19 protein-coding genes and 1 riboswitch are annotated in these 23,194 nt (G+C 73.3%); of the genes, 13 read left to right on the plus strand and 6 right to left on the minus strand.

The features are described from left to right. Positions 1 to 14: 14 nt before the first annotated feature. Entirely contained in the window at positions 15 to 692 is a 678-nt protein-coding gene (locus tag LE181_RS10330; RefSeq protein WP_225660919.1) for a response regulator, read from the minus strand. After that, the gene (locus LE181_RS10335; RefSeq protein ID WP_225660920.1) at positions 689 to 2,323 is read right to left on the minus strand and encodes a sensor histidine kinase; all 1,635 of its coding nucleotides are present in this window, start codon (positions 2,321 to 2,323) and stop codon (positions 689 to 691) included. The genes LE181_RS10330 and LE181_RS10335 overlap by 4 nt, the downstream gene beginning before the upstream one ends. A gap of 333 nt (positions 2,324 to 2,656) precedes the next feature. Here LE181_RS10335 and LE181_RS10340 point away from each other — a divergent pair, with 333 nt between their 5' ends. From LE181_RS10340 to LE181_RS10350, 3 genes are all read left to right on the plus strand, one after another. Then, on the plus strand, positions 2,657 to 3,511 hold the full coding sequence (locus LE181_RS10340) for an ABC transporter ATP-binding protein (protein WP_225660921.1): 855 nt from the start codon (positions 2,657 to 2,659) through the stop codon (positions 3,509 to 3,511). After that, a complete protein-coding gene (locus LE181_RS10345) occupies positions 3,501 to 4,370 on the plus strand; it encodes an ABC transporter permease (protein ID WP_225660922.1) in 870 nt (289 codons plus the stop codon). Before LE181_RS10340 ends, LE181_RS10345 begins: the two co-directional genes overlap by 11 nt. A gap of 92 nt (positions 4,371 to 4,462) precedes the next feature. Next, complete coding sequence (locus LE181_RS10350) at positions 4,463 to 5,515, plus strand: ABC transporter substrate-binding protein (RefSeq protein WP_225660923.1); 1,053 nt, start codon at positions 4,463 to 4,465, stop codon at positions 5,513 to 5,515. Positions 5,516 to 5,565: 50 nt separating this feature from the next. Here LE181_RS10350 and LE181_RS10355 read toward each other — a convergent pair whose 3' ends face one another. Beyond that, positions 5,566 to 6,471 carry a ferredoxin family protein gene (locus LE181_RS10355; RefSeq protein ID WP_225660924.1) on the minus strand — a complete coding sequence of 302 codons (906 nt, stop codon included), beginning with the start codon at positions 6,469 to 6,471 and terminating at the stop codon, positions 5,566 to 5,568. Positions 6,472 to 6,598: 127 nt separating this feature from the next. Between LE181_RS10355 and LE181_RS10360 the strand changes: the two genes are divergently transcribed. Next, positions 6,599 to 7,648, plus strand: a complete 1,050-nt coding sequence (locus LE181_RS10360; protein ID WP_225660925.1) for a CobW family GTP-binding protein — start codon at positions 6,599 to 6,601, stop codon at positions 7,646 to 7,648. A gap of 37 nt (positions 7,649 to 7,685) precedes the next feature. Here LE181_RS10360 and LE181_RS10365 read toward each other — a convergent pair whose 3' ends face one another. Continuing rightward, positions 7,686 to 10,145 (minus strand): DNA gyrase/topoisomerase IV subunit A, encoded by a 2,460-nt coding sequence (locus tag LE181_RS10365; RefSeq protein ID WP_225660926.1) that lies wholly within the window; start codon positions 10,143 to 10,145, stop codon positions 7,686 to 7,688. 222 nt (positions 10,146 to 10,367) lie between these two features. On the opposite strand from LE181_RS10365, the gene LE181_RS10370 reads away from it, so the two are divergent. The 4 genes from LE181_RS10370 (at position 10,368) to LE181_RS10385 (ending at position 15,297) form a co-directional block, all read left to right on the plus strand. Next, positions 10,368 to 11,717, plus strand: coding sequence for a M16 family metallopeptidase (locus LE181_RS10370; protein WP_225660957.1), 1,350 nt, complete (start codon positions 10,368 to 10,370; stop codon positions 11,715 to 11,717). A gap of 29 nt (positions 11,718 to 11,746) precedes the next feature. Then, positions 11,747 to 13,123: a M16 family metallopeptidase gene (locus LE181_RS10375; RefSeq protein WP_225660958.1), complete on the plus strand. Its 1,377-nt coding sequence runs from the start codon at positions 11,747 to 11,749 to the stop codon at positions 13,121 to 13,123. A gap of 275 nt (positions 13,124 to 13,398) precedes the next feature. Beyond that, a riboswitch (cyclic di-AMP (ydaO/yuaA leader) is annotated at positions 13,399 to 13,552 on the plus strand. A 12-nt stretch (positions 13,553 to 13,564) separates the two neighbouring features. After that, entirely contained in the window at positions 13,565 to 14,350 is a 786-nt protein-coding gene (locus LE181_RS10380) for a M23 family metallopeptidase (RefSeq protein ID WP_225660927.1), read from the plus strand. Between the two features lie 227 nt (positions 14,351 to 14,577). Beyond that, on the plus strand, positions 14,578 to 15,297 hold the full coding sequence (locus LE181_RS10385; protein ID WP_225660928.1) for a GntR family transcriptional regulator: 720 nt from the start codon (positions 14,578 to 14,580) through the stop codon (positions 15,295 to 15,297). 173 nt (positions 15,298 to 15,470) lie between these two features. On the opposite strand, the gene LE181_RS10390 is transcribed toward LE181_RS10385, so the two are convergent. Beyond that, positions 15,471 to 15,752 carry an HPr family phosphocarrier protein gene (locus LE181_RS10390; RefSeq protein WP_225660929.1) on the minus strand — a complete coding sequence of 94 codons (282 nt, stop codon included), beginning with the start codon at positions 15,750 to 15,752 and terminating at the stop codon, positions 15,471 to 15,473. Positions 15,753 to 15,902: 150 nt separating this feature from the next. Between LE181_RS10390 and LE181_RS10395 the strand changes: the two genes are divergently transcribed. The 4 genes from LE181_RS10395 (at position 15,903) to LE181_RS10410 (ending at position 21,255) form a co-directional block, all read left to right on the plus strand. Beyond that, positions 15,903 to 18,674 carry a bifunctional acetate--CoA ligase family protein/GNAT family N-acetyltransferase gene (locus LE181_RS10395; RefSeq protein ID WP_225660930.1) on the plus strand — a complete coding sequence of 924 codons (2,772 nt, stop codon included), beginning with the start codon at positions 15,903 to 15,905 and terminating at the stop codon, positions 18,672 to 18,674. A gap of 56 nt (positions 18,675 to 18,730) precedes the next feature. Next, on the plus strand, positions 18,731 to 19,318 hold the full coding sequence (locus tag LE181_RS10400) for a DUF5998 family protein (protein WP_225660931.1): 588 nt from the start codon (positions 18,731 to 18,733) through the stop codon (positions 19,316 to 19,318). After that, positions 19,318 to 20,526 carry an alkaline phosphatase family protein gene (locus LE181_RS10405; protein WP_225660932.1) on the plus strand — a complete coding sequence of 403 codons (1,209 nt, stop codon included), beginning with the start codon at positions 19,318 to 19,320 and terminating at the stop codon, positions 20,524 to 20,526. Before LE181_RS10400 ends, LE181_RS10405 begins: the two co-directional genes overlap by 1 nt. Before the next feature lie 69 nt (positions 20,527 to 20,595). After that, the gene (locus LE181_RS10410) at positions 20,596 to 21,255 is read left to right on the plus strand and encodes a thymidine kinase (RefSeq protein WP_225660933.1); all 660 of its coding nucleotides are present in this window, start codon (positions 20,596 to 20,598) and stop codon (positions 21,253 to 21,255) included. A 25-nt stretch (positions 21,256 to 21,280) separates the two neighbouring features. Here the strand turns inward: LE181_RS10410 and LE181_RS10415 are convergent, their stop codons facing one another. Next, complete coding sequence (locus LE181_RS10415; protein ID WP_225660934.1) at positions 21,281 to 22,078, minus strand: VOC family protein; 798 nt, start codon at positions 22,076 to 22,078, stop codon at positions 21,281 to 21,283. 265 nt (positions 22,079 to 22,343) lie between these two features. On the opposite strand from LE181_RS10415, the gene LE181_RS10420 reads away from it, so the two are divergent. Next, positions 22,344 to 23,180, plus strand: coding sequence for a sulfurtransferase (locus LE181_RS10420; RefSeq protein WP_225660935.1), 837 nt, complete (start codon positions 22,344 to 22,346; stop codon positions 23,178 to 23,180). Positions 23,181 to 23,194: the final 14 nt, after the last annotated feature.

A 23,194-nucleotide genomic window follows, 5' to 3' on the forward strand; every position in this document is an offset into this window, starting at 1 on the left:
CTGACGCACCGGCCCTACCGTCCCGCCCACGCGTAACGGTGCTCGGGGCGGCCCGTCTCGCCGTACCGCAGCGTCAGGCTGAGCCGCCCCGACTCCTCCAGGCGCTTGAGGTACCGCTGGGCCGTCGAGCGGCTCAGCCCCGAGCGCTCCGCCACTTCGTGCGCGGACAGCGGTCGCGCGGCGTCCGAGAGGACCCGCCGTATCAGGTCCGCGGTCGGGGCCGAATGCCCCTTGGGCAGGGGAGCGGCGGCCGAGGCGGCGCGCAGCGCGCCGAAGATCCGGTCCACCTGGTCCTGCTCCGCCTCCTCGGCCCCCTCGAACGTGCGGCGCAGCCGCGCGTAGGCGTCGAGCTTCGCCCGCATTCCGGCGAAGGAGAACGGCTTGACCAGGTACTGCAGGGCCCCGTAGCGCATCGCCGTGCGGACCGTGGCGATGTCCCGGGCGGCGGTGACCATGATGACGTCCGTGTGGTGGCCCAGCTGCCGGATGCGGCGCACGAGCGACAGTCCCGTCTCGTCCGGCAGGTAGTGGTCGAGCAGTACGAGGTCGATGCCGCCGCGCTCCAGCAGGGCCAGTGCCTGCGCCGCGTTGTGAGCCGTCGCCCGGACGCGGAAGCCCGGCACCTTCGCCACGTACGCGGCGTTGATCTCGGCGACGCGGAAGTCGTCGTCCACGACCAGGACCTCGATCATCGGTTCACTCCTTCGAGGGATCGCACCGCACGCGCCGGCCCGGCCGGCGGATGCAGCGCCTCCGGCAGCTCCACGGTGAACACCGCGCCCCCGCCGTCGCGTTCGCCGGCCCGGGCCGAGCCGCCGTACCGTTCGGCGAGCCGCCTCACGAGCGAGAGGCCCAGGCCCCGGGGCCGGTTCGGGGCCGCCTCCTTGGTGGACCAGCCGTCGGCGAAGACCAGCTCGCGGGCCGCGGCGGGAACGCCCGGCCCGTTGTCCGCGACGCTCACCACGACCGTCGTGCCGCTCACCCGCACATCGACCTCCACGAACGCCTCCGCCCGGTGCCCGCCGGCCGCGTCCAGCGCGTTGTCGACGAGGTTGCCGAGCACCGTGACCAGGTCCCGGGCGTCCACCACCCGCCCCGGCAGATGCGTCCGGCCGCTCACCCGCAGTGCCACCCCGCGCTCCGCGGCGACCGCGCTCTTGCCCACCAGCAGGGCGCTGACCAGTGGCTCGTGCACCCGCTCGGTCACCTGCTCGGCGGTGGCCCGGTGCGCACCCGTCACCTCCGCCACGAAGTCCACGGCCTCCTCGTACAGCCCGAGCTCCAGCAGCCCGACGATGGTGTGCAGCCGGTTGGCGTGCTCGTGGTCCTGGGCCCGCAGCGCCTCGGTCAGCCCGCGGGTGCCGTCCAGCTCCCGGCCGAGCTGTTCCAGCTCCGTACGGTCGCGCAGCGTCGCCACCGCACCGCCGTCGGCCGTGCCCATCCGGTTGGCGACGAGCACCCGGCCGTCCCGGACGGTGAGCAGGTCCGTACCGCTCACGCGCCCCGTCAGGACGTCGGCGGTCCGGCCGGGCGGCAGGACGGCGTCCAGCGGCCGGCCGATGGCGTCCGGCCCGAGGCCGAGCAGCCGCTGCGCCTCGTCGTTGACCAGGCGCACCCGGCCGCGCCGGTCGAGCGCGACGACGCCCTCGCGGATGCCGTGCAGGATCGCCTCGCGCTCGTCGAGGAGGGCGGAGATCTCGGAGAGTTCGATGCCGTGGGTGCGCTTGCGCAGCCGCCAGGAGAGGGCGAACGCGGCCAGGGCGCCGGCGCCGAGCGCGGCACCGGCGTACGTCAGGAGGCCGGGCAGGGCGTGCAGCAGGACGTCGCGCACGTCGTCGTAGGCGATGCCGACGGAGACGGCGCCGACGATGGCGCCCTCGGTGTCGCGCAGCGGCACCTTGCCGCGGGCCGAGCGGCCGAGGGTGCCCTTCTCGATGCCCGTCCACTCGTGTCCGGTCAGCGCCGGGCCCGGGTCGGTGCTGACGTGCCGGCCGATCCGGCCGGGGGTGGTGTGGGAGTAGCGGATGCCGCGGGTGTCGACCACCACGACGTAACTGGCGTCCGTGGCCAGGCGGATGCGCTCGGCGGCGGCCTGGACCGGGCCGTCGGGCCCGGGGCGGCCGGCGAGCACGGCGTGGGCGATGCCGGGCTGCGCGGCGGTGGCCTGGGCGATGGCCAGCGCGCGGTGTTCGGCCTGCTCGTCGAGCTGGGCGGCGAGGGGCCTCAGGAACAGACCGGCGGTGAGCGCCGTGACGCCCGTGGTGATCAGGAGCTGGACCGAGAGGACCTGCGCGAAGACGCGGCGGGGCCACCGGAGGCGCATGCGTGTCCCTTTCGTCCTGCGGTCCGTCGCCCGGTCGGCCGGTCCGGCGGACATGTCCTGGAGATCACCGCGGCCGGGACCGCGTCCGTGGACATGCGTGTCATGGATGCGTACCGAACGTAGCCGGACGATGGCCTCTTGTGTTGCCCCCGTGTCACTTTTGTTGTTCTATCGCGAGCAAAACGAGCAGAACAGGCTTCGCGCACTCAAGTCGCACAGCGCACACAAGACTGCCCCTGTGGCGCACGCCACTCCTAACCTCCAGCACCGGCCGCCCTGCACGGGACGGCCGGGCAGGCCGGCCCTGAACATCCCGGCAGCGGAGGCGGACGCATGAACCACGACACCCCACCCGGCACCCCGCCGGACGGCGCCCCGGCGATCGAACTGCGCGGTGCGGGCAAGACGTTCCGCACGCCCTCGGGCGCGACGCACACGGCCGTCCGCGATCTCGACCTCACCGTCGCCCCAGGGGAGTTCGTCGCCGTCGTCGGCCCGACCGGATGCGGCAAGTCCACCACGCTCACGCTGGTCAGCGGGCTGGAGGAACCCACCGAAGGCGAGGTGTCGGTCGGCGGCGAGGCGGTGACCGGCATCCGGCCCGACGTCGGGTTCGTCTTCCAGCAGGACGCGGTCTTCCCCTGGCGGACGGTGCTGTCCAACGTGATGGCCGGGCCGCGCTTCCGCGGGGTGGCGAAGGCCGAGGCGCGCGAGCGGGCCCGCGACTGGCTCGGCCGCGTGGGCCTCGCGGCCTTCGAGGACCGTTACCCGCACCAGCTGTCCGGAGGGCAGCGCAAACGCGTGGCGCTCGCGCAGACCTTCGTCAACGACCCGGCGATCCTGCTGATGGACGAGCCCTTCTCGGCGCTCGACGTGCAGACCCGGGCACTGATGTCCGACGAGCTGCTGGAGCTGTGGAGCGCGCCGCGGGCCGACGGGAGGAAGGCGTCCGTCGTCTTCGTCACCCATGACCTGGAGGAGGCCATCGCGCTGGCCGACAAGGTCGTGGTGATGACGGCCGGACCGGCCACCGTCAAGCAGGTCTTCCCCATCGGCCTGCCCCGGCCGCGCCGGGTCGAAGCCATCCGGCTGGAGCCGGAGTTCATCGAGATCTACCGGGAGATCTGGTCCTCCCTCGGCGAGGAAGTCCGCATCACCCGCGAGAGGGGTGCCGCCCATGTCGCCTGAATCCCTGACCGCCACCGTCGTGGCCGAAAAGCGCGCCCCGGGGCGTACGGAAGCACGCGCCCGCGCGGCACGCAACCGCCGGCTCGTGGTCCTCGGCGCCCGTGTCCTGGTGTTCGTCGCGCTGGTCACCGCCTGGGAAGTCATGGCGCGCACCGAGGTCATCGACCCCTTCCACTTCTCGATGCCGTCGAAGATCTGGGACCAGACCGCCCAGTGGGCGCTGCACGGCACCCCGCAGGGCTCGCTCGGGGAACAGATCTGGGCCACGCTCTCCGAGGCCCTGCTCGGCTGGGTCATCGGCGTGGCGGCCGGCGTGGTCCTGGGCATCGTGCTCGGCCGCGTGCCCTTCCTGGCCGACGTCTTCGGCCCGTACATCAAGGTCCTCAACGCGCTGCCGCGGATCGTCCTCGCGCCGATCTTCCTGATCTGGTTCGGCCTCGGGCCCGCCTCCAAGATCGCCTCGGCCGTGGTGCTGGTCTTCTTCCCCGTCTTCTTCAACGCCTTCCAGGGCGCCCGCGAGGTCGACCGCAACCTCGTCGCCAACGCCCGCATCCTGGGCGCGAGCCACCGCCGGGTGACGCTGCAGGTCGTCATCCCCGCCGCCACCTCGTGGATCTTCACCAGCCTGCACGTCAGCTTCGGCTTCGCCCTCATCGGCGCGATCGTCGGCGAGTACCTCGGCGCGGAGAAGGGCGTCGGTCTGCTCGTCTCCCAGTCGCAGGGAACCTTCAACTCGGCCGGTGTGTACGCGGCGATGGTCATCCTCGCCGTCGTCGCCCTCCTCGCCGAAGGGCTGCTGACCTTCGCCGAGAAGCGGCTGTTCCGCTGGAAGCCCGGCGGGCACCGCAGCGAGCGCTGACCGCCCGGCGCCTTCCCACCGCCTCTCCACGCCCGGCTTCGGCGACCCCCACCTCCCCTCCACCCCCCGACTCCACCCATAAGGAACGGATCATGCGTACGTTCGGCAAGAGAGCCCAGGTCTCCGCGATGGCCGTCGCGGGAGTGATGTGCCTGTCCCTGACCGGTTGCGCCGACGAGTCCTCGACGAACAAGCAGGACAGCGAATCGCTCAAGGGCGAGACCGTCAAGATCATGGTCGGCGGCCTGGACAAGGTCATCTACCTGCCGGCGGTGCTCACCCAGCGCCTGGGCTACTTCCGGGAGGAGGGCGTGGCGGTCAAGCTCCTGAGCGAGCCGGCCGGCGTGCAGGCCACCACCTCGCTGGTGTCCGGAGACGTCCAGGGCGTCGTCGGCTTCTACGACCACACGCTCGACCTGCAGGCCAAGGGCAAGCAGGTCGAGTCCGTCGTCCAGCTCGCCCAGACGCCCGGCGAGGTGGAGATCGTCTCCAAGCAGGCCGCCTCCGGCCTGGCCTCCCCGAAGGACTTCAAGGGCAAGAAGCTCGGCGTCACCGGGCTCGGCTCGTCCACCGACTTCCTCACCAAGTACCTGGCGGTCAAGAACGGCGTGCAGGTCGGCGACTTCACGCCGGTGGCCGTCGGCGCCGGGCAGACGTTCATCTCCGCCCTGGAGCAGGGCGCCATCGACGGCGGCATGACCACCGACCCGACCGTCGCCCAGGTCCTCGCCAAGGACCTCGGCAAGGTGATCGTCGACATGCGCACCCCGGAGGGCTCCCGGGCGGCGCTCGGCGGGCTCTACCCCGCGTCGAGCCTGTACATGAACACCGACTGGGTCAACACCCACCAGGAGACCGTGCAGAAGCTCGCCAACGCCATGGTCAAGACCCTGAAGTGGATGTCGGAGCACACGCCCGAGGAGATCGCCGCCCAGATGCCGGCCGACTACGCCAAGGGCGGCAAGGAGCAGTACGCCAAGGCGATCGAGAGCACCCTGCCCATGTTCACCAAGGACGGCGTGATGCCCGCCGACGGGCCGAACACGGTCCTGGAGGTCCTCAAGTCCTTCAACCCCACCCTGAAGAACGCCTCCGTGGACCTCAAGAAGACCTACACCACCGAGTTCGTGGAGAAGGCCGGCTGACGCGGCCCGTCGGCGGCCGTGCTCGGGCCGTCGCGCTCATGCCGCCGCGCTCAGGCCGCCGTGGTGATGGCGACGACGTCCATGCGGGCCGGTGTGCCCAGCGCCCTGCCGCAGCTCTCCGGGCGGGGCGGCCCGGCCGCTCCCTGCTCGACCAGGACCGTCCAGGCGCGCCCGTCGGTGTGCGCGACGGTCACGGTCCAGCGGGGCGCCGCGCCCTCGGTCGCGGTGACGTCCAGGGCGTCGGCGTCCTCCTCGCCGGTCAGCGCGCGCACCGCCAGCTCGGCGGCCTGGCCGGGGCGCTCCCAGGCCGAGCGGCCACGGCAGTCGCCGATGACGACGCGACCGTGGCGCGCCGCTTCGAGCGCCTCCTTGACGGCGTGCGCGGTGGCCCGCCCGTAGGCGTAGCCGTAGGGCAGGACGAACAGCGTCGGCGCGAAGCGGTGGCCACCTATGTGGGTGACCTCCCAGATCCCGGTGCCGCCCGCGGCGGTCAGCTCGGCGGCGAGGGGGCGGCCCAGCAGTGCGCAGCAGCGGTCGCGCTTGCCGTTGGTGCAGACGAGGGCCAGCGGGTCGCCCTCGTACGCCTCCCACAGCCCGGCGTGCTCACCGGCCCCCAGCGCCGCCAGGTCCAGCTCCGGCAGCCGCGCGGGGTCGGTGAGGCGGGTCGTACGGATCCAGGAGCGGCCCGGCGCGGTGTGCGCGACGAAGACCTGCCGGCTCGTGGGCTCGTGGCAGTCGGCGTGCCGCCCGGGGCGGCGGATCAGCGCGATCCGGACGCCGGTGCCCGCGGCCGCCGCGTCCAGGGCACGGCCGACGGCGGGGTCCAGGCGGCTGGCGGTGAGTGCGTCGGCACCCCACGGGCCGGGCTGCTCGATCAGTAGCCACGTCCGCGCGGTCGCTGCGGTGCCGGCCAGGGGCTCGGTCAACTGGCGGGATGCGGTCGCGCACGTGCTCACGTAGGTAAGCCTAACCTGGGCCTGTCCCGGGTGGCCCGGGGAGCCCGGTCCGCCCCGGCCGGCCCGTGCGGTCCCTCCTATCCTGGGGCGGGCGAGCGACCCGCCCGACTCACGATGGAGACGCCCCTTGGCCAAGCGACAGATCCCGGTCATCGTCCTCGCCGGCTTCCTCGGGTCCGGCAAGACGACCCTGCTCAACCACCTGCTCTCCCGCAGCGGCGGCAGCCGCATCGGGGCCGTCGTCAACGACTTCGGCAGCATCGAGATCGATGCGATGAGCGTGGCCGGCCAGGTCGACTCCATGGTCTCGCTGGGCAACGGCTGTCTGTGCTGCGCCGTGGACACCAGCGAGCTCGACGGCTTCCTCGACCGGCTGGCGCGGCCCGCGGCCCGCATCGACGTCATCGTCATCGAGGCCAGCGGCCTGGCCGAGCCGCAGGAACTCATCCGGATGATCCTGGCCAGCGACAACAAGAACATCGTCTACGGCGGGCTCGTCGAGGTGGTCGACGCGGCCGAGTTCTCCGGCACGCGCGCCCGGCACCCGGAGCTCGACCGGCACGTGGGCATCGCCGACCTCGTGGTCCTCAACAAGGCCGACCGGATCGGGGACGCGGCGCGCGAGAGCCTGCTCGCCACCCTCGCGGAGCTCGCGCCCGGCACGCCCGTCGTCCCGGCGTCGTACGGGCGCATCGACCCGGAGCTGCTCTTCGACCGCAAGCCCCGCGAGGAGCGCAACGAGGCGATCCTGCAGCTGTCCTTCGAGGACCTGTGCGCGGCGGACGAGGAGCACGGGCCCGGCGGGCACGGCCACGACGGGCATCTGCACGCGGCCTACGAGAGCGTGGAATTCATATCCGACGAGCCGATGCACCCGCGCCGTCTGATGGACTTCCTCGACCGCAGGCCCGAGGGGCTCTACCGCATCAAGGGCTTCGTCCGCTTCGGCGTCGCCGGGCACCGCGACAAGTTCACCGTCCACGCCGTCGGCGACTTCCTGCGCTTCTACCGTTCGTCGTGGACGCGCTCCGAGCGGCGGGCCACCCAGCTCGTCATGATCGGCAGCGGGATCGATGCGGGGGCGCTGCGGGCCGGGCTCGAAGCCTGCCGCGACACCGCACCGCAGGACACCGACGAACACAGCATGTGGGGCGTCCTGCGGTACGCACAGTCCTGAGCCGGCCGGCCGGGCCGGCCCAGGACCGCACGGCCGGCTACACCGGCCCGGCGACCACGGCCACCGGCTTGGCCAGGGGCGTGCCGGAGCCGTCGCGGCGCGGGTCGGGCTCGGGCAGCGGAACGGGCGTGCCGTTCGCGGCCGCGGCGCGTGCCGGGGCGGCTCCCGCCCAGGCCAGCACCAGGCAGTCCTCGCCCTTCAGGAAGCGCTGGCAGCGCACGCCGCCCGTCGCCCGCCCCTTGCGCGGGTACTGGTCGAACGGCGTCAGCTTGGCCGTCGCCTCCGAGGCCGCCCCCGGCAGGCCGCCCCGGGCCCCGGCCACCGTGAGGACCACCGCGTCCTCGGCGGGGTCGGCGGCCGTGAACGAGATGACCTTGGCGCCCGCCGACAGCTTGATGCCGGCCATGCCGCCCGCGGCCCGCCCCTGCGGCCGGACCTGCGCGGCCTGGTACCGCAGCAGCTGGGCGTCGTCCGTGATGAAGACCAGGTCCTCCTCGCCCGTCCGCAGCTCGACCGCGCCGACGACGGTGTCGCCGTCCTTGAGGGAGATGACCTCCAGCTCGTCCTTGTTGGCCGGGTAGTCGGGGACCACGCGCTTGACGACGCCCTGCTCGGTGCCGATCGCCAGACCCGGCGAGGACTCGTCCAGCGTGGTCAGGCAGACCAGGCGCTCGCCGTCCGCCAGGGACAGGAACTCCGACACCGGAGCGCCACCGGCGAGGTTCGGGGCGGACGCCGTCTCCGGCAGCTGCGGCAGGTCGATCACCCTCAGCCGCAGCAGCCGCCCCGCCGAGGTCACCGCGCCCACCTCGCCCAGGGCCGTGGCCGGCACGGCCGAGACGATCACGTCGTGCTTCACGCGCTTGGCGTCGTCCGTCCCCGGCGGGACCGGCTCGCCGGAGGCCGTACGGGCCAGCAGGCCGGTGGAGGAGAGCAGCACCCGGCACGGGTCGTCCGCCACCTGCAGCGGCACCGCCGACGCCGGGGCGCCCGCCGACTCCAGCAGGACCGTGCGCCGGTCGGTGCCGAACTTCTTGGCCACGTCGGCCAGTTCGGAGGAGACGAGCCTGCGGAGCTCGGCGTCGGACTCCAGGATGCGGGTGAGCTCCTCGATCTCGGCCGTGAGCTTGTCGCGCTCCGACTCCAGCTCGATCCGGTCGAACTTCGTCAGGCGGCGGAGCGGGGTGTCCAGGATGTACTGGGTCTGGACCTCCGAGAGCGAGAAGCGCTCCACGAGTGACGCCTTCGCCTCCGCGGCGTTCTCACTCGATCGAATGATTCGGATGACCTCGTCGATGTCGACGAGCGCCACCAGCAGACCCTCGACCAGGTGCAGCCGGTCCTGCCGCTTGCCGCGCCGGAACTCGCTGCGCCGGCGGACCACCTCGAAGCGGTGGTCGACGTAGACCTCCAGCAGCTCCTTCAGGCCCAGCGTCAGGGGCTGGCCGTCGACCAGGGCGACGTTGTTGATGCCGAAGGACTCCTCCATCGGCGTCAGCTTGTAGAGCTGCTCCAGCACGGCCTCGGGGTTGAAGCCGTTCTTGATCTCGATGACCAGGCGCAGGCCGTGGGCGCGGTCGGTGAGGTCCTTGACGTCGGCGATGCCCTGCAGCTTCTTCGAGCCGACCAGGTCCTTGATCTTGGAGATGACCTTCTCCGGGCCCACCGTGAACGGCAGCTCCGTGACGACCAGTCCCTTGCGGCGGGCGGTCACCGTCTCCACGGAGACGGTGGCGCGGATCTTGAAGGTGCCGCGGCCCGTCTCGTAGGCGTCCCGGATCCCGCTCAGGCCCACGATGCGGCCGCCCGTGGGGAGGTCGGGGCCGGGGATGTACTTCATGAGCGTGTCGAGGTCGGCGCCCGGGTGCCGGATCAGGTGCCGGGCGGCGGCGATCACCTCGCCCAGGTTGTGCGGCGGCATGTTCGTCGCCATGCCCACCGCGATCCCGGACGAGCCGTTGACCAGCAGGTTCGGGTAGGCGGCAGGCAGGGCCACCGGCTCCCGCTCGCTGCCGTCGTAGTTCGGCGCGAAATCGACGGTGTCCTCGTCGATCGACTCCGTCATCAGGGACGTCGGCGACGCCATCCGGGCCTCGGTGTAGCGCATGGCCGCGGGCGGGTCGTCGTTGCCGAGCGAACCGAAGTTCCCGTGGCCGTCGACCAGGGGCAGCCGCATGGAGAAGGGCTGCGCCATGCGCACCAGGGCGTCGTAGATCGAGGCGTCGCCGTGCGGGTGGAGCTTGCCCATCACCTCGCCGACGACGCGGGCGCACTTCACGTGGCCCCGCTCCGGCCGCAGGCCCATCTCGTTCATCTGGAAGAGGATGCGGCGCTGGACCGGCTTGAGGCCGTCCCGGGCGTCCGGCAGGGCGCGGGAGTAGATGACCGAGTAGGCGTACTCAAGGAAGGAGCCCTGCATCTCGTCGACGACGTCGATGTCGAGGATCCGCTCCTCGAACTCTTCCGGCGGCGGGGTCTTCGTGCTGCGGCGGGCCATCGCGGCTGCTGCTCCTTCGATCGATGCCGAGGCGGGTACTGACGCCGACCATTGTGGACCGCCCCACTGACAACCCCGACCGCGACCCGTCCCGGGCGTGTACGGCGGGTCGGGAACTTCGCCAGATGTCAGCGCGCTTGCATACAGTGACAGCACTGTTCATCACGCGAGTCGTCGCGAGGCACCGCGAGATCTCAAGAGATCGAAGGGACGTACATGCCCATGGGTCACACGGCCACGCAACAGGCCGGTTCCGGCGGCCTGACAGCGACAGAGCACCGCCTGGCCAATGGCCTGCGGGTCGTGCTCTCCGAGGACCATCTGACCCCGGTCGCGGCCGTCTGCCTCTGGTACGACGTCGGCTCGCGCCACGAGGTCAAGGGCCGCACCGGCCTCGCCCACCTCTTCGAGCACCTGATGTTCCAGGGCTCGGCGCAGGTCAAGGGCAACGGCCACTTCGAGCTGGTGCAGGGCGCCGGCGGTTCCCTCAACGGCACCACCAGCTTCGAGCGCACCAATTACTTCGAGACCATGCCCGCCCACCAGGTGGAGCTGGCTCTGTGGCTGGAAGCCGACCGCATGGGCTCGCTGCTCACCGCGCTCGACGACGAGTCCATGGAGAACCAGCGCGACGTCGTCAAGAACGAGCGCCGCCAGCGCTACGACAACGTGCCCTACGGCACGGCCTTCGAGAAGCTGACGGCCATGGCCTACCCCGAGGGCCACCCGTACCACCACACGCCCATCGGCTCCATGGCCGACCTGGACGCCGCCTCCCTGGAGGACGCGCGCGCCTTCTTCCGCACGTACTACGCGCCGGGCAACGCCGTTCTGGCGGTCGTCGGCGACATCGACCCCGAGCAGACGCTCGCCTGGATCGAGAAGTACTTCGGCTCCATCCCCGCCCACGACGCCAAGCAGCCCCCGCGCGACGGCACCCTGCCGGACACCATCGGCGCGGAGCTGCGCGAGGTCGTCCGCGAGGAGGTGCCCTCCCGCGCCCTGATGGCCGCCTACCGCCTCCCGCACGACGGCACCCGCGAGTCCGACGCCGCCGACCTCGCCCTGACCATCCTCGGCGGGGGCGAGTCCTCCCGCCTCCACAACCGCCTGGTCCGGCACGACCGCACGGCGGTCGCCGCCGGCTTCGGCCTGCTGCGCCTGGCCGGCGCCCCCTCGCTGGGCTGGCTGGACGTCAAGGCGTCCGGCGGCGTCGAGGTGCCCGCCATCGAGGCCGCCGTCGACGAGGAGCTGGCCCGCTTCGCCGTCGAGGGGCCGACCCCGCAGGAGATGGAGCGCGCCCAGGCCCAGCTGGAGCGCGAGTGGCTCGACCGGCTCGCCACCGTCAGCGGCCGGGCCGACGAACTGTGCCGCTTCGCCGTGCTGTTCGGTGACCCCCAGCTGGCCCTGACCGCCGTGCAGCGCGTCCTGGAGGTCACCCCCGAGGAGGTCCAGGCCGTCGCCAAGGCCCGCCTGCACCCCGGCAACCGCGCCGTGCTGGTGTACGAGCCGACCGCCCCGCAGGACAGCGCCGCCGCCGACCAGAACGAGGAAGAGGAGACGGCCAAGTGAGCGACGCCGTGGCCGCGAGCACCCCGCAGATGGAGTTCCACCCCCAGCCCGGCCCCGGCCGGGCCACGCCCTGGGCCTTCCCCGCCCCCGAGCGCAGCCGGCTGGACAACGGCCTCACCGTCCTGCGCTGCCACCGCCCCGGCCAGCAGGTCATCGCCGTGGAGGTGAGCCTGGACGCCCCGCTGGAGGCCGAGCCCGCGGGCCTGGACGGCGTCGCCACGATCATGGCGCGCGCCTTCTCCGAGGGCACCGACAAGCTCAGCGCCGAGGACTTCACCGCCGAGCTGGAGCGCTGCGGCGCCACCCTCGACGCGCACGCGGACCACCCCGCCGTGCGGGTCTCCCTGGAGGTCCCGGCGTCCCGGCTGGCCAAGGCCATGGGCCTGCTCGCCGACGCCCTGCGCGCCCCCGCCTTCCCGGACAACGAGGTCGAGCGCCTCGTGGACAACCGGCTGGACGAGATCCCGCACGAGCTGGCCAACCCCGCCCGCCGCGCGGCCATGGCGCTGGCCGCCGAGATCTTCCCGGCCGACTCCCGGCTCTCCCGCCCCCGCCAGGGCACCGAGGAGACCGTGAAGCGCATCGACGCCGCCGCCGTGCGCGCCTTCTACGAGGCCCACGTGCGTCCCGCCACGGCGACCGTCGTGGTCGTCGGCGACTTCACCGGCATCGACCTCGACGAGGTCCTCGCCGAGACCCTCGGCGCCTGGACGGGCGCGAGCGCCGAGACCCGCCCCGTCCCGGCGGTCAGCGCCGACGACACCGGCCGCGTCGTGATCGTGGACCGCCCCGGCGCCGTCCAGACGCAGCTGCTCATCGGCCGCGTCGGCCCCGACCGGCACGAGCGCGTCTGGCCCGCCCAGGTGCTCGGCACGTACTGCCTCGGCGGCACCCTCACCTCCCGCCTGGACCGCGTCCTGCGCGAGGAGAAGGGCTACACCTACGGCGTGCGCGCCTTCGGCCAGGTGCTGCGCTCGGCTCCGCCGTCCTCCGACGGCGCCGGCACGGGCATGATCGCCATCAGCGGCTCCGTGGACACCCCCAACACCGGCCCGGCGCTGGAGGACCTCTGGACGGTCCTGCGCACCCTGGCGGCCGAGGGCCTGACCGAGGCCGAGCGCGACGTCGCCGTGCAGAACCTCGTCGGCGTCGCCCCGCTGAAGTACGAGACCGCGGCGGCCGTCGCCGGCACCCTCGCCGACCAGGTCGAGCAGTTCCTGCCGGACGACTTCCAGGCGCGGATGTACGAACGCCTCGCGGAGACGGGCACGGTGGAGGCCACCGCGGCCGTCGTGAGCGCGTTCCCGGTCGACCGCATGGTCACCGTGCTCGTCGGTGACGCGGCCGAGATCGCCGAGCCGGTCAAGGCGCTGGGCATCGGCCCGGTGACGGTCATTCCGGCCTGACGTCGTCCCGGGCGTGCCCGGCGTCCCGCCGGCCTGACGCCTGACGGGGGTTCAGCGCGCCGTATTCCCGGCCGTGGCGCCCGATATGGCAGGACAAAGGAGGCGTGTGAGCCCTCAGGGGCTCATGCGCCTCCTTTATGTCCACTTTCATCCAGTGGTTGCATGTTGGTCGTGTGGCGTACGTCATAAAAGCCCCGTTCTGTTTGCCGTTCGAATCTGACGCCGATTAGCGTCAGGGCGGCAGTCCGTCAGATCGGAGCCGCAACCGCGGCCCCGGGCAGCCATCGCCGAGTCCCCGAGACGCCAGTCGAGGGGAGCCGGGGACCCAAACGTCCCTGGGGTGAATCGGGTCCCTCTCACGAGGGAGCCGTAGGAGACCTTCCTGCTCCGAACCCGTCAGCTAACCCGGTAGGCGAGAAGGAAGGAAAGGATCGCCCAGCCATGGGTAAGCACCGTCGTCCGAGCCGAGCCGTGCGTGTCAGCGCCAATGTCGCGGGCATAGCCACCCTCACCGCCGCGGGCGTGGTCGCCGGTGTCGCCGCCCCGGCCTTCGCCGCCTCTGACGACACCCAGCGCCCCGAGGACACCGGTCTGACGCAGGCCGTCGTCATCGGCGACGTCATGGCCGGCAACGTCGACGCCCAGGCGGAGACCCAGCGCAGCGCCGCCGACGAGGCCGCCATCCGCCTCCAGGCCGAGGCCACCGCCAAGCAGAAGGCCGCCGAGGCCAAGCAGCGCGCCGAAGAGGCCAAGCGCAAGATCGAGGAGGAGCGCGCCGCCAAGGAGCGCGCCGCCCGCGACGAGGAGCGCAAGCGCCTCGGCACGTACGTGAGCCCCATCGACGGCTCCTACGTCTCCACCTCCTACAAGGCGTCCAGCGGCCTGTGGTCCTCCGGCAGCCACACCGGCATCGACATCCACGCCGCGACCGGCACCTCGGTGCACGCGGTCGCCGCCGGCACCATCGTCGAGGCCGGCTGGGGCGGCGCGTACGGCAACAACGTCGTCATCAAGCACAACGACGGCACCTACACCCAGTACGCGCACCTCTCCTCGCTCGACGTCTCCGTCGGCCAGACGGTCACCCCGGGCCAGCAGATCGGCCTCTCCGGTGCCACGGGCAACGTCACCGGCCCGCACCTGCACTTCGAGGCCCGCACCGGCGCCACCTACGGCTCCGACATCGACCCGATCGCCTACATGAGCGCGCACGGCGTCAGCCTGTAGCAGCGCCCGCGTCCGCGCGAGCGGCGACAGCCTCACGAAAGGCCCCGGCCCCCACGGCCGGGGCCTTCGCGTTGTGCCCGTTCCCGGTTGGCCAAAAAATATCCATGAAACGACGGACCCGTCGGAAATCCCAAGCGATTGCCATAGAGTCGCTGAACGGGCGTCAATCGGCCGTGCTGCACGGGGGTTGAGTCATTGGTCGGAGGTACACCCATGCGGGGCCGTACGTGAACGGCAATGGCGAGACGGTCCGCGCCGGCGGACGCATTTCCGCGCACGCGGTGTGCACGGCGATCCGCGACGACATCGTCTCCGGCGTTTTCCCGCCGGGCAGCAGGCTCATCGAGGAACTCCTGGCCCGCCGCTACGGGGTCTCCCGTGTCCCGGTGCGCGAGGCGCTGCGCACCCTGGCCTCCGAGGGCTTCGTGACCACCCGGCGGCACGCGGGCGCCTGCGTCGCCGAACCCACCGAGCGGGAGGCCGCCGACCTGCTCGACGTGCGCGCCCTGCTGGAGCCGCTGGGCGCCGCCCGGGCCGCCCAGCGCCGCACGGAGGCCCACCTGAAGGTGCTGCGCGGACTGGTCCGGCTCGGCCAGGAGCGGGCCCGCGCGGGCCGGACCGCGGAGCTGCGCCCGCTGGCCGACTGGTTCGACGAGACCCTCGCCCAGGCGTCGGGCAGCGCCAGCCTCGCGGCGCTCCTCACCCAGCTGCGCCGCAAGATCGCATGGGTGTACGCGGCGGAGCCGCAGGTGCGGCCGCTGGAGAGCTGGGAGGCGTGCGGGGCGCTGGTGGACGCCGTGGCCCGCGGGGACGCCGAGCGCGCGCGGGCCCTGGCGGTCGCCCGGGCCGGCCGTTCCCCCGGGCAATTCCGGCTGCGCCGGCCGGCGGGCGCGGAAACGGTGCCGGCGCCGAAACAATCCGTCAACACGGCGAGCGCCCGTTCTTAACAACCGGCCGCTATTCATGGGGAATAGCGGCGGGGAATTCGTGGCGGTTCCCGGCCGGATGTGAACAGCGGGGCCGCGGTGGCCTTCCGGCCGCCGCGGCCCCGCCGCACGCCCGCTCCCGTGGAGCGGGCGGAAAAGGAAAACAGAGGAAAGACGTCCGGACGGCCGGAGCGTCAGACGGTCTCCGGGAGCTCCTCAAGCCCCTCGGCGACGAGCTTGGCCAGACGGTCGAGCGCGGCCTCGGCACCCTCGGCCTCGGTGGCCAGGACGATCTCCTCGCCACCCTGGGCGCCCAGGCCCAGCACGGCGAGCATGGAGGCGGCGTTGACGGGGTTGCCGTCCGCCTTGGCGATCGTCACGGGGACGCCGGCGGCGGTCGCCGCACGGACGAAGATCGACGCGGGCCGGGCGTGCAGGCCCTCGGCCCAGCCGACGTTTACGCGGCGCTCAACCATGGTGTTGCCCTTCAAGTCGATATTGGTTGTCTAGACCATTGTCGCACGGGGCGCACGATGCCCCGCGCGCCCCCGCCCGGGCCGTCCGGCCCCGTGACCGGGGGCCGGACGCCACCACCGCTTGTCGGTGCCCGGCCTTACGCTGGCCCCATGCAGACGCCGCCCGAGCATGTGTACCCGGCTCACTGGGAAGCCGATGTCGTGCTGCGCGACGGAGGCACCGCGCGGATCCGCCCCATCACGCCCGACGACGCGGAGCGCCTCGTCAGCTTCTACGAACAGGTCTCGGACGAGTCCAAGTACTACCGCTTCTTCGCCCCCTACCCCCGCCTCTCCGACCGGGACGTGCACCGCTTCACCCACCACGACTACGTCGACCGGGTGGGCCTCGCCGCGACCGTCGGAGGCGAGTTCATCGCCACCGTCCGCTACGACCGCATCGACGGCCGCGGCATGTCGGCCTCCGGCGCCGCCGACGAGGCCGAGGTCGCCTTCCTCGTGCAGGACGCCCACCAGGGCCGGGGCGTGGCCTCCGCCCTGCTGGAGCACATCGCGGCCGTCGCCCGCGAGCGCTCCATCCGGCGCTTCGCCGCCGAAGTGCTGCCCGCCAACACGAAGATGATCAAGGTCTTCACGGACGCCGGCTACACCCAGAAGCGCAGCTTCGAGGACGGCATCGTCCGCCTGGAGTTCGACCTCGAACCCACCGACGCCTCGCTCGCCGTCCAGCGCGCCCGCGAGCGGCTCGCGGAGGCCCGCTCGGTGCAGCGGCTCCTCGCCCCCCGCTCGCTCGCCGTCGTCGGCACCGGCCGCGAGCCGGGCGGCCTCGGCCGCACCGTGCTGCGCAACGTCCTGGCGGGCGGCTTCACCGGACGCACCTACGCCGTCAACACCGCCTTCCCCGCGGAGCCTTCCGTCCTGGAGCCCGAGGGCGTCCCCGCCCACCGCTCCGTCCTCACCATCGAGGACCCCGTCGACCTCGCCGTCGTCGCCGTCCCCGCCGAGCACGTCCCCGCCGTCGTCGCCGACTGCGGCGAGCACGGCGTCCAGGGCCTGGTCGTCCTGTCCGCCGGCTACGCCGAGAGCGGGGCCGAGGGCCGCGAGCGCCAGCGCGAGCTCGTCCGGCAGGCCCGCACCTACGGCATGCGCGTCATCGGCCCCAACGCCCTCGGCCTGATCAACACCGCCGCCGGCGTCCGGCTCAACGCCTCCCTGTCGCCCGAGCTCCCCGCCGCCGGGCGCGTTGGCCTCTTCAGCCAGTCCGGCGCGATCGGCATCGCCCTGCTCAGCGGCCTGCACCGGCGTGCGGCCGGCCTCGTCGGCATCTCCACCTTCGTCTCCGCCGGCAACCGCGCCGACGTCTCCGGCAACGACTTCCTGCAGTACTGGCACGACGACCCCGACACCGACGTCGCCCTGATGTACCTGGAATCCATCGGCAACCCGCGCAAGTTCGCACGCCTGGCCAGACGGACCGCGGCCCGCAAGCCGCTCGTCGTCGTCAAGGGCGCCCGCCACGGCTCCGCGGCGCCCGCCGGGCACACCGTCCCCACCACCCGCATCCCCGACGCCACCGTCTCCGGCCTGCTGCGCCAGGCCGGCGTCATCCGCGTCGACACCGTCACCGAGCTCGCCGACGCGGGCCTGCTCCTCGCCTCCCAGCCCCTGCCCGACGGCCCCCGCGTCGCCATCCTCGGCAACTCCGAGTCCCTCGCCCTGCTCACCTACGACGCCTGCCTCACCGACGGGCTGCGCCCCCTCATGCCGCGCGACCTGACCACCGCCGCCACCCCGGCGGACTTCCGCACGGCCCTGAGCGAGGCCCTCGCCGACCGGGCCTGCGACGCCGTCGTCGTCACCGCCATCCCCTGGGTCGGCGACACCTCCGCCGCCGACCTCGCCGAGGCCCTGCGCGACGCCGTCGCCGCGGCCCCGGCCGCCAAGCCCGTGGCCGTCGTCCACCTGGAGATCCCCGGCCTCCCCGAGGCCCTCGCCGCCCCAACGGCCCCGGCCCCGGCGCCCGGCGACGGACCGCCCCCCGCGCCGCCGGCGGTCCGCATACCCGCCTACCCCGCCGCCGAGCGCGCCGTCCGGGCGCTCGCCGAGGCCGTGCGCTACGCCCAGTGGCGCAAGCAGGCTGCCACCCCCGGGCGCGTGCCCGAGTACGACGACATCGACGAGGCCGGCGCCGCCGCCGACATCGACGTCCTCCTCACCGCCCACCACGCGACCCGCGCCGTGACGCTCTCCGCCGCCGACACCCAGCGGCTGCTCGCCCGCTACGGCATCGCCGTGCTGCCCGCCCTCCCCGCACCCCACCCCGACGGAGCCGTCCGCGCCGCGGAGCGCCTGGGCTACCCCGTCGCCCTCAAGCCCACCGCCCCGCACCTGCGCCACCGCGCCGACCTCGGCGGCGTCCGGCTCGACCTCGGCAGCGAGGCCGAACTGCGCCGCTCCTACACCGAATTGACCGAGCTCCTCGGCAGACCCGAGGAGATCCGCCTCGTCGTGCAGTCCATGGCCCCGCGCGGCGTCGACACCGTCGTCCGGGCCACCATCGACCCCGCCGCCGGGGCCGTCCTCTCCTTCGGGCTGGCCGGCGCCCCCTCCCTGCTGCTCGGCGACACGGCCCACCGCCTCGTGCCCGCCACCGACCGGGACGCCGCCGAGCTGATCCGCTCCGTCCGCACCGCGCCCCTGCTCTTCGGCTGGCGCGGCTCCACCCCCGTCGACACCCCGGCGCTGGAGGAGCTGCTGTTGCGCGTGTCCCGCCTGGTCGACGACCACCCCGAGGTCGTGGGCGCCGACCTGGAGCCGGTGATCGTCGCCCAGCACGGCGTGCACGTCCTCGGCGCATCCCTGCGCATCGCCCCGCCACCGGCCCGCACCGACCTCGGCCCGCGCAGTCTGCCGCCGTACTGAGCGCCCTGCCCGGGATCGGCGGCAGAGGGGTCCCGTACGCCCCGTAGGATGGGCATATGGCGAAGACCGGTACGACGACCCAGGGGCTGCGCGCGGCCATCGAGCGCAGCGGCTACTACCCGGCTCTCGTGGCCGAGGCGGTGGAGGCCGCCGTGGGCGGGGAGCCGGTCGTGTCGTACCTGGTCCACCAGGAGACGACCTTCGATTCCAACGAGGTGCGCCGTCACGTCACGGTCCTCGTCCTGACCGGCACCCGATTCATCGTCAGCCACACCGACGAGCAGGCCGCCGACAACACCTCCCCGTCGCCGTACGCCACCACGTCCACCGAGTCGGTCAAGCTCGACCGCATCTCCTCGGTCGTGCTCAGCCGCGTCGTCGCCAACCCGGAGGCGTACACCCCGGGCACCCTGCCCCGCGAGGTCGTCCTGACCATCGGCTGGGGCGCCGTCTCCCGCATCGACCTGGAGCCGGCCGCCTGCGGCGACCCCAACTGCGACGCCGATCACGGCTACACCGGCTCCTCCACCGCCGACGACCTGAGCCTGCGGGTCAGCGAGGCGGGTGACGGCCCGGACACCGTCCGCCAGGCCCTCGCCTTCGCCCAGTCGCTCTCCGAGGCCACCGCGGCGACCGCCCGCTGATGTCCCATCCCGCCTTCGCCGGCTCCGCCTGGCCCGAGCCGGCCCCGCTCGACCCCCGCTCCGCCCCGCTGCCCCGCTACGGCACCGGCTCGCTCGCCGACCTGCTGCCGACGATCGCCGCGGGCATGGGCGTGCCCGGCCTCGGCACGGGCATGGAACTGGCCCCCGCCGACCGGGTCTGCGTCTTCCTCATCGACGGCCTGGGCTGGGAGCTGCTGCGCGCCCACCCGGACGAGGCGCCCTTCCTGCACTCGCTGCTGCCGAGCTCGATGAACGGCACCGGCGCGCCCATGACGGCCGGCTTCCCGTCGACCACCGCCACGTCCCTGGCCTCGGTCGGCACGGGCCTGCCGCCCGGCGCCCACGGCCTGCCCGGCTACACCGTCGCCGACCCGGCCACCGGCCGGCTGATGAACCAGCTGCGCTGGCGCCCGTGGACCGACCCGCACGCCTGGCAGCCGTACCCCACCGTCTTCCAGCTCGCCGACGCCGCCGGCGTCGCCACCTGCCAGGTCTCGTCCCCCGACTTCGAGCACACCCCGCTGACGAAGATCGCACTGAGTGGCGGCACCTTCCACGGCCGCCTCTCCGGCGAGGAGCGGATGGACCTCGCCGCCGACCGGCTGGGCGCGGCGGACCGCTCGCTCGTCTACACCTACTACAGCGAGGTGGACGGCAAGGGCCACCGCTTCGGCGTCGACTCCGACGAGTGGCGCGGCCAGCTGATGTACGTGGACCTGCTCGCCCAGCGCCTGGCCGAGCAGCTGCCCCCGCGCTCCGCGCTGTACGTCACCGCCGACCACGGCATGATCGACATCCCCTTCGACCCGGAGTCGCGCATCGACTTCGACGAGGACTGGGAGCTGCGCGCCGGCGTGGCGCTCCTGGGCGGCGAGGCCCGGGCCCGGCACGTCTACGCGGTGCCCGGCGCGGCCGCCGACGTGCTGGCCGTGTGGCGCGAGGTGCTCGGCGAGCAGATGTGGGTCGCCGGACGGGACGAGGCGATCGAGGCGGGCTGGTTCGGGCCGCCCGGCCAGGGCGTCGACGACCGGGTGCACGCACGCATCGGTGACGTCGTCGCGGCCGCGCGCGACGACATCGCGATCGTGGCGACCGAGACCGAACCGAACGAATCGACCATGGTCGGCCTGCACGGTTCCATGACGCCCGTCGAGCAGCTCGTGCCGCTCCTCGAAGTGCGCTCCTGACGGGCCCGCCGCCCGCCCCCACGCTTCTCACCCACCCCCGCCGACAAGACGAAAGGCATTGGCCTTCCCATGCCCGAGCTGGTGTTCTTCTCCGGAACCATGGACTGTGGAAAGAGCACCCTCGCTCTGCAGATCGAGCACAACCGTTCGGCCCGTGGCCTGCAAGGCATGATCTTCACCCGCAACGACCGTGCGGGCGCGGGCAAGCTGTCCTCCCGGCTGGGCCTGGTCACCGACTCCGTCGAGGCGGGGGAGGGGTTCGACTTCTACGCGCACCTCGTCGCGCACCTCTCGGCGGGCGGCCGCGCCGATTACGTCATAGCGGACGAGGCGCAGTTCCTCACCCCGGACCAGATCGACCAGCTGGCCAGGGTCGTCGACGACCTCGAACTGGACGTCTTCGCGTTCGGCATCACCACCGACTTCCGCACCAAGCTCTTCCCCGGTTCCCAGCGCCTGGTCGAGCTCGCCGACCGCATCGAGGTCCTGCAGGTCGAAGCGCTGTGCTGGTGCGGGGCCCGGGCCACGCACAACGCCCGTACGATCGGTGGCCACATGGTCGTCGAGGGCGAGCAGATCGTCGTCGGCGACGTCAACCAGCCCGAGACCGTGGTCGGTTACGAGGTGCTGTGCCGCCGGCACCACCGCCGCCGGCTGACGGCCGCCGCCGCGCACGCCGCCGCCCTGTCGCCCGACGTGCTGCCCGTGGACCCCGTCGGCTCCGAGTGACCCGCGGCGAGCCGGCGCGGTCCGGCTAGCCGGCCGTCCGCAGCAGGGTGAAGGCCGAGCCCTCCGGGTCCGTGACCGTCGCCACCCGGCCGGCCGGCGTCTCCTGCGGAGCGCTCACCACCCGGCCGCCCAGCTCCGTGACCCGCCCGGCGGCCGTGTCCACGTCCGCCGCCTCGAAGTACGGCATCCAGTGCGGCTGGCGCAGCCCGGGGCCGGCGCTGCGGATCGCGGCCACCGGGCGCCCGTCCACGTGCAGCGTGACCGTCTCGCCGTCCATGTCGCCGGCAGCCTTGGCCTCGTAGCCGAAGAGCGCGCGGTAGAACTTCAGGACCACCGACGCGTCGTGGGTCACCAGTTCGTGCCAGACCGGGGTGCCCGGCGTGCGTTCCGGCCGGGAGCCCAGCAGCCGCTGCCCCTGCCAGACGCCGAAGGAGGCCCCCGCCGGGTCGGAGGCCAGCACCAGCCGCCCCGCCCGCTCGGCCGCCAGCGGGCCCACCCCGACCGTGCCGCCGGCGCAGTGGATCCACTCCGCGCACACGTCCGCGTCGTCGCTCGCCAGATAGGTGGTCCAGGAGCCCGTGAGTTGACGGTCGGGCGGCAGTTCGCCGATTCCGGCGACGTTGCGGCCGTCGAGCGTCGCCCGGACGTACGGTCCCAGGTGGCGCGGGCCCGGGTCGTAGTACGACCAGCCGAACAGCGCGCCGTAGAACTCCTTGGCCGTCTCCAGGTCGTGCACCATGAGCCCGGTCCAGCAGGGGGTGCCGGGTGCCTGCCGCGGGCCCTCCTCCTCGCCGGTCCCGGAGGATCCCCATACCTCGGTCATCGTCAGTCGTCTCCTCGGACCCTCGTGGTGGCCGCGCGTCCCGCTCCGGCGCGCGCGGGGTGGTACAGGGCGGTGCCCGACCAGATGTTTGCACCACCGGTCGTGGGACGCCTCCGGCCGCGCCGGACTTCACCGGTTCCCGCGGGAGAATGCCCGCATTCGCGTTCCGCTTCACCGCCCGCGGGTCGGCGTCCAGTATCGATCAGCATCGTGGCGTCTGGCCAGGGGGCCGTTCGGCGCAATGCCGGTACGCCAGGATGGGGGTATGACTGCCATCATCACCGCGACGCAATGGGAGAGCGAGGCGGCGGGCGAGCGGCCGCCGACGCTCCTGGACATCCGCTACCGGCCCGGCGGGCCGCCCGGCCGGCCGGAGTACGCGGCGGGCCACCTCCCCGGAGCCGTCTACGTCGACATGGATGCGGAGCTGGCCTCCGCGCCGGGGGCGAGGGGGCGTCACCCGCTGCCGGACGCCGGGGAGTTCGGGGCGGCGATGCGGCGGGCCGGCGTCCGGGCGGACCACCCGGTCGTCGTGTACGACGGGGGTCTGGGCTGGGCCGCCGCCCGGGCGTGGTGGCTGCTGCGCTGGGCCGGGCACCCGTCCGTGCGCGTGCTCGACGGCGGCTTCGCCGCCTGGACGGCGGCCGGGGGCCGGCCGGTGACCGAGGTGCCGACGGTGACGGAGGGCGACTTCGTCCCGCGGCCGGGGGCGCTGCCGGTCCTCGACGCGGACGGCGCGGCGGCGCTGGCGCGCCGGGGGCTGCTGCTCGACGCCCGGGCGGGGGAGCGCTACCGCGGTGAGGTGGAGCCGCTCGACCCGGTCGCCGGGCACATCCCCGGGGCCGTCTCGGCGCCCACCACGGACAACGTGGGCGAGGACGGCCGCCTGCGGCCCGCGCGGGAGCTCGCGGCGCGGTTCGCCGGACTGGGGGCGGTGGACGGGACCGAGGTGGGCGTCTACTGCGGGTCCGGCGTCTCCGCGGCGCAGCAGGTACTCGCACTGGAGACGGCGGGCATCTCCGCGGCCCTGTACGTCGGTTCGTGGAGCGAATGGACGTCCGACCCGGCCCGGCCGGTGGCCACGGGACCGCTGCCGGGCTGACGCCGCCGCGCCCC

Origin of the sequence: Streptomyces sichuanensis, assembly GCF_020328095.1 — a bacterium.
Lineage (GTDB): Bacteria > Actinomycetota > Actinomycetes > Streptomycetales > Streptomycetaceae > Streptomyces > Streptomyces cinnamoneus.

Coding starts and splice junctions, on each gene's coding strand:
- LE181_RS10330 (WP_225660919.1), bottom strand. CDS start 692: ATGATCGAGGTCCTGGTCGTGGACGACGACTTCCGCGTCGCCGAGATC.
- LE181_RS10335 (WP_225660920.1), bottom strand. CDS start 2,323: ATGCGCCTCCGGTGGCCCCGCCGCGTCTTCGCGCAGGTCCTCTCGGTC.
- LE181_RS10340 (WP_225660921.1), top strand. CDS start 2,657: ATGAACCACGACACCCCACCCGGCACCCCGCCGGACGGCGCCCCGGCG.
- LE181_RS10345 (WP_225660922.1), top strand. CDS start 3,501: ATGTCGCCTGAATCCCTGACCGCCACCGTCGTGGCCGAAAAGCGCGCC.
- LE181_RS10350 (WP_225660923.1), top strand. CDS start 4,463: ATGCGTACGTTCGGCAAGAGAGCCCAGGTCTCCGCGATGGCCGTCGCG.
- LE181_RS10365 (WP_225660926.1), bottom strand. CDS start 10,145: ATGGCCCGCCGCAGCACGAAGACCCCGCCGCCGGAAGAGTTCGAGGAG.
- LE181_RS10370 (WP_225660957.1), top strand. CDS start 10,368: ATGGGTCACACGGCCACGCAACAGGCCGGTTCCGGCGGCCTGACAGCG.
- LE181_RS10375 (WP_225660958.1), top strand. CDS start 11,747: ATGGAGTTCCACCCCCAGCCCGGCCCCGGCCGGGCCACGCCCTGGGCC.
- LE181_RS10380 (WP_225660927.1), top strand. CDS start 13,565: ATGGGTAAGCACCGTCGTCCGAGCCGAGCCGTGCGTGTCAGCGCCAAT.
- LE181_RS10390 (WP_225660929.1), bottom strand. CDS start 15,752: ATGGTTGAGCGCCGCGTAAACGTCGGCTGGGCCGAGGGCCTGCACGCC.
- LE181_RS10395 (WP_225660930.1), top strand. CDS start 15,903: ATGCAGACGCCGCCCGAGCATGTGTACCCGGCTCACTGGGAAGCCGAT.
- LE181_RS10400 (WP_225660931.1), top strand. CDS start 18,731: ATGGCGAAGACCGGTACGACGACCCAGGGGCTGCGCGCGGCCATCGAG.
- LE181_RS10405 (WP_225660932.1), top strand. CDS start 19,318: ATGTCCCATCCCGCCTTCGCCGGCTCCGCCTGGCCCGAGCCGGCCCCG.
- LE181_RS10410 (WP_225660933.1), top strand. CDS start 20,596: ATGCCCGAGCTGGTGTTCTTCTCCGGAACCATGGACTGTGGAAAGAGC.
- LE181_RS10415 (WP_225660934.1), bottom strand. CDS start 22,078: ATGACCGAGGTATGGGGATCCTCCGGGACCGGCGAGGAGGAGGGCCCG.
- LE181_RS10420 (WP_225660935.1), top strand. CDS start 22,344: ATGACTGCCATCATCACCGCGACGCAATGGGAGAGCGAGGCGGCGGGC.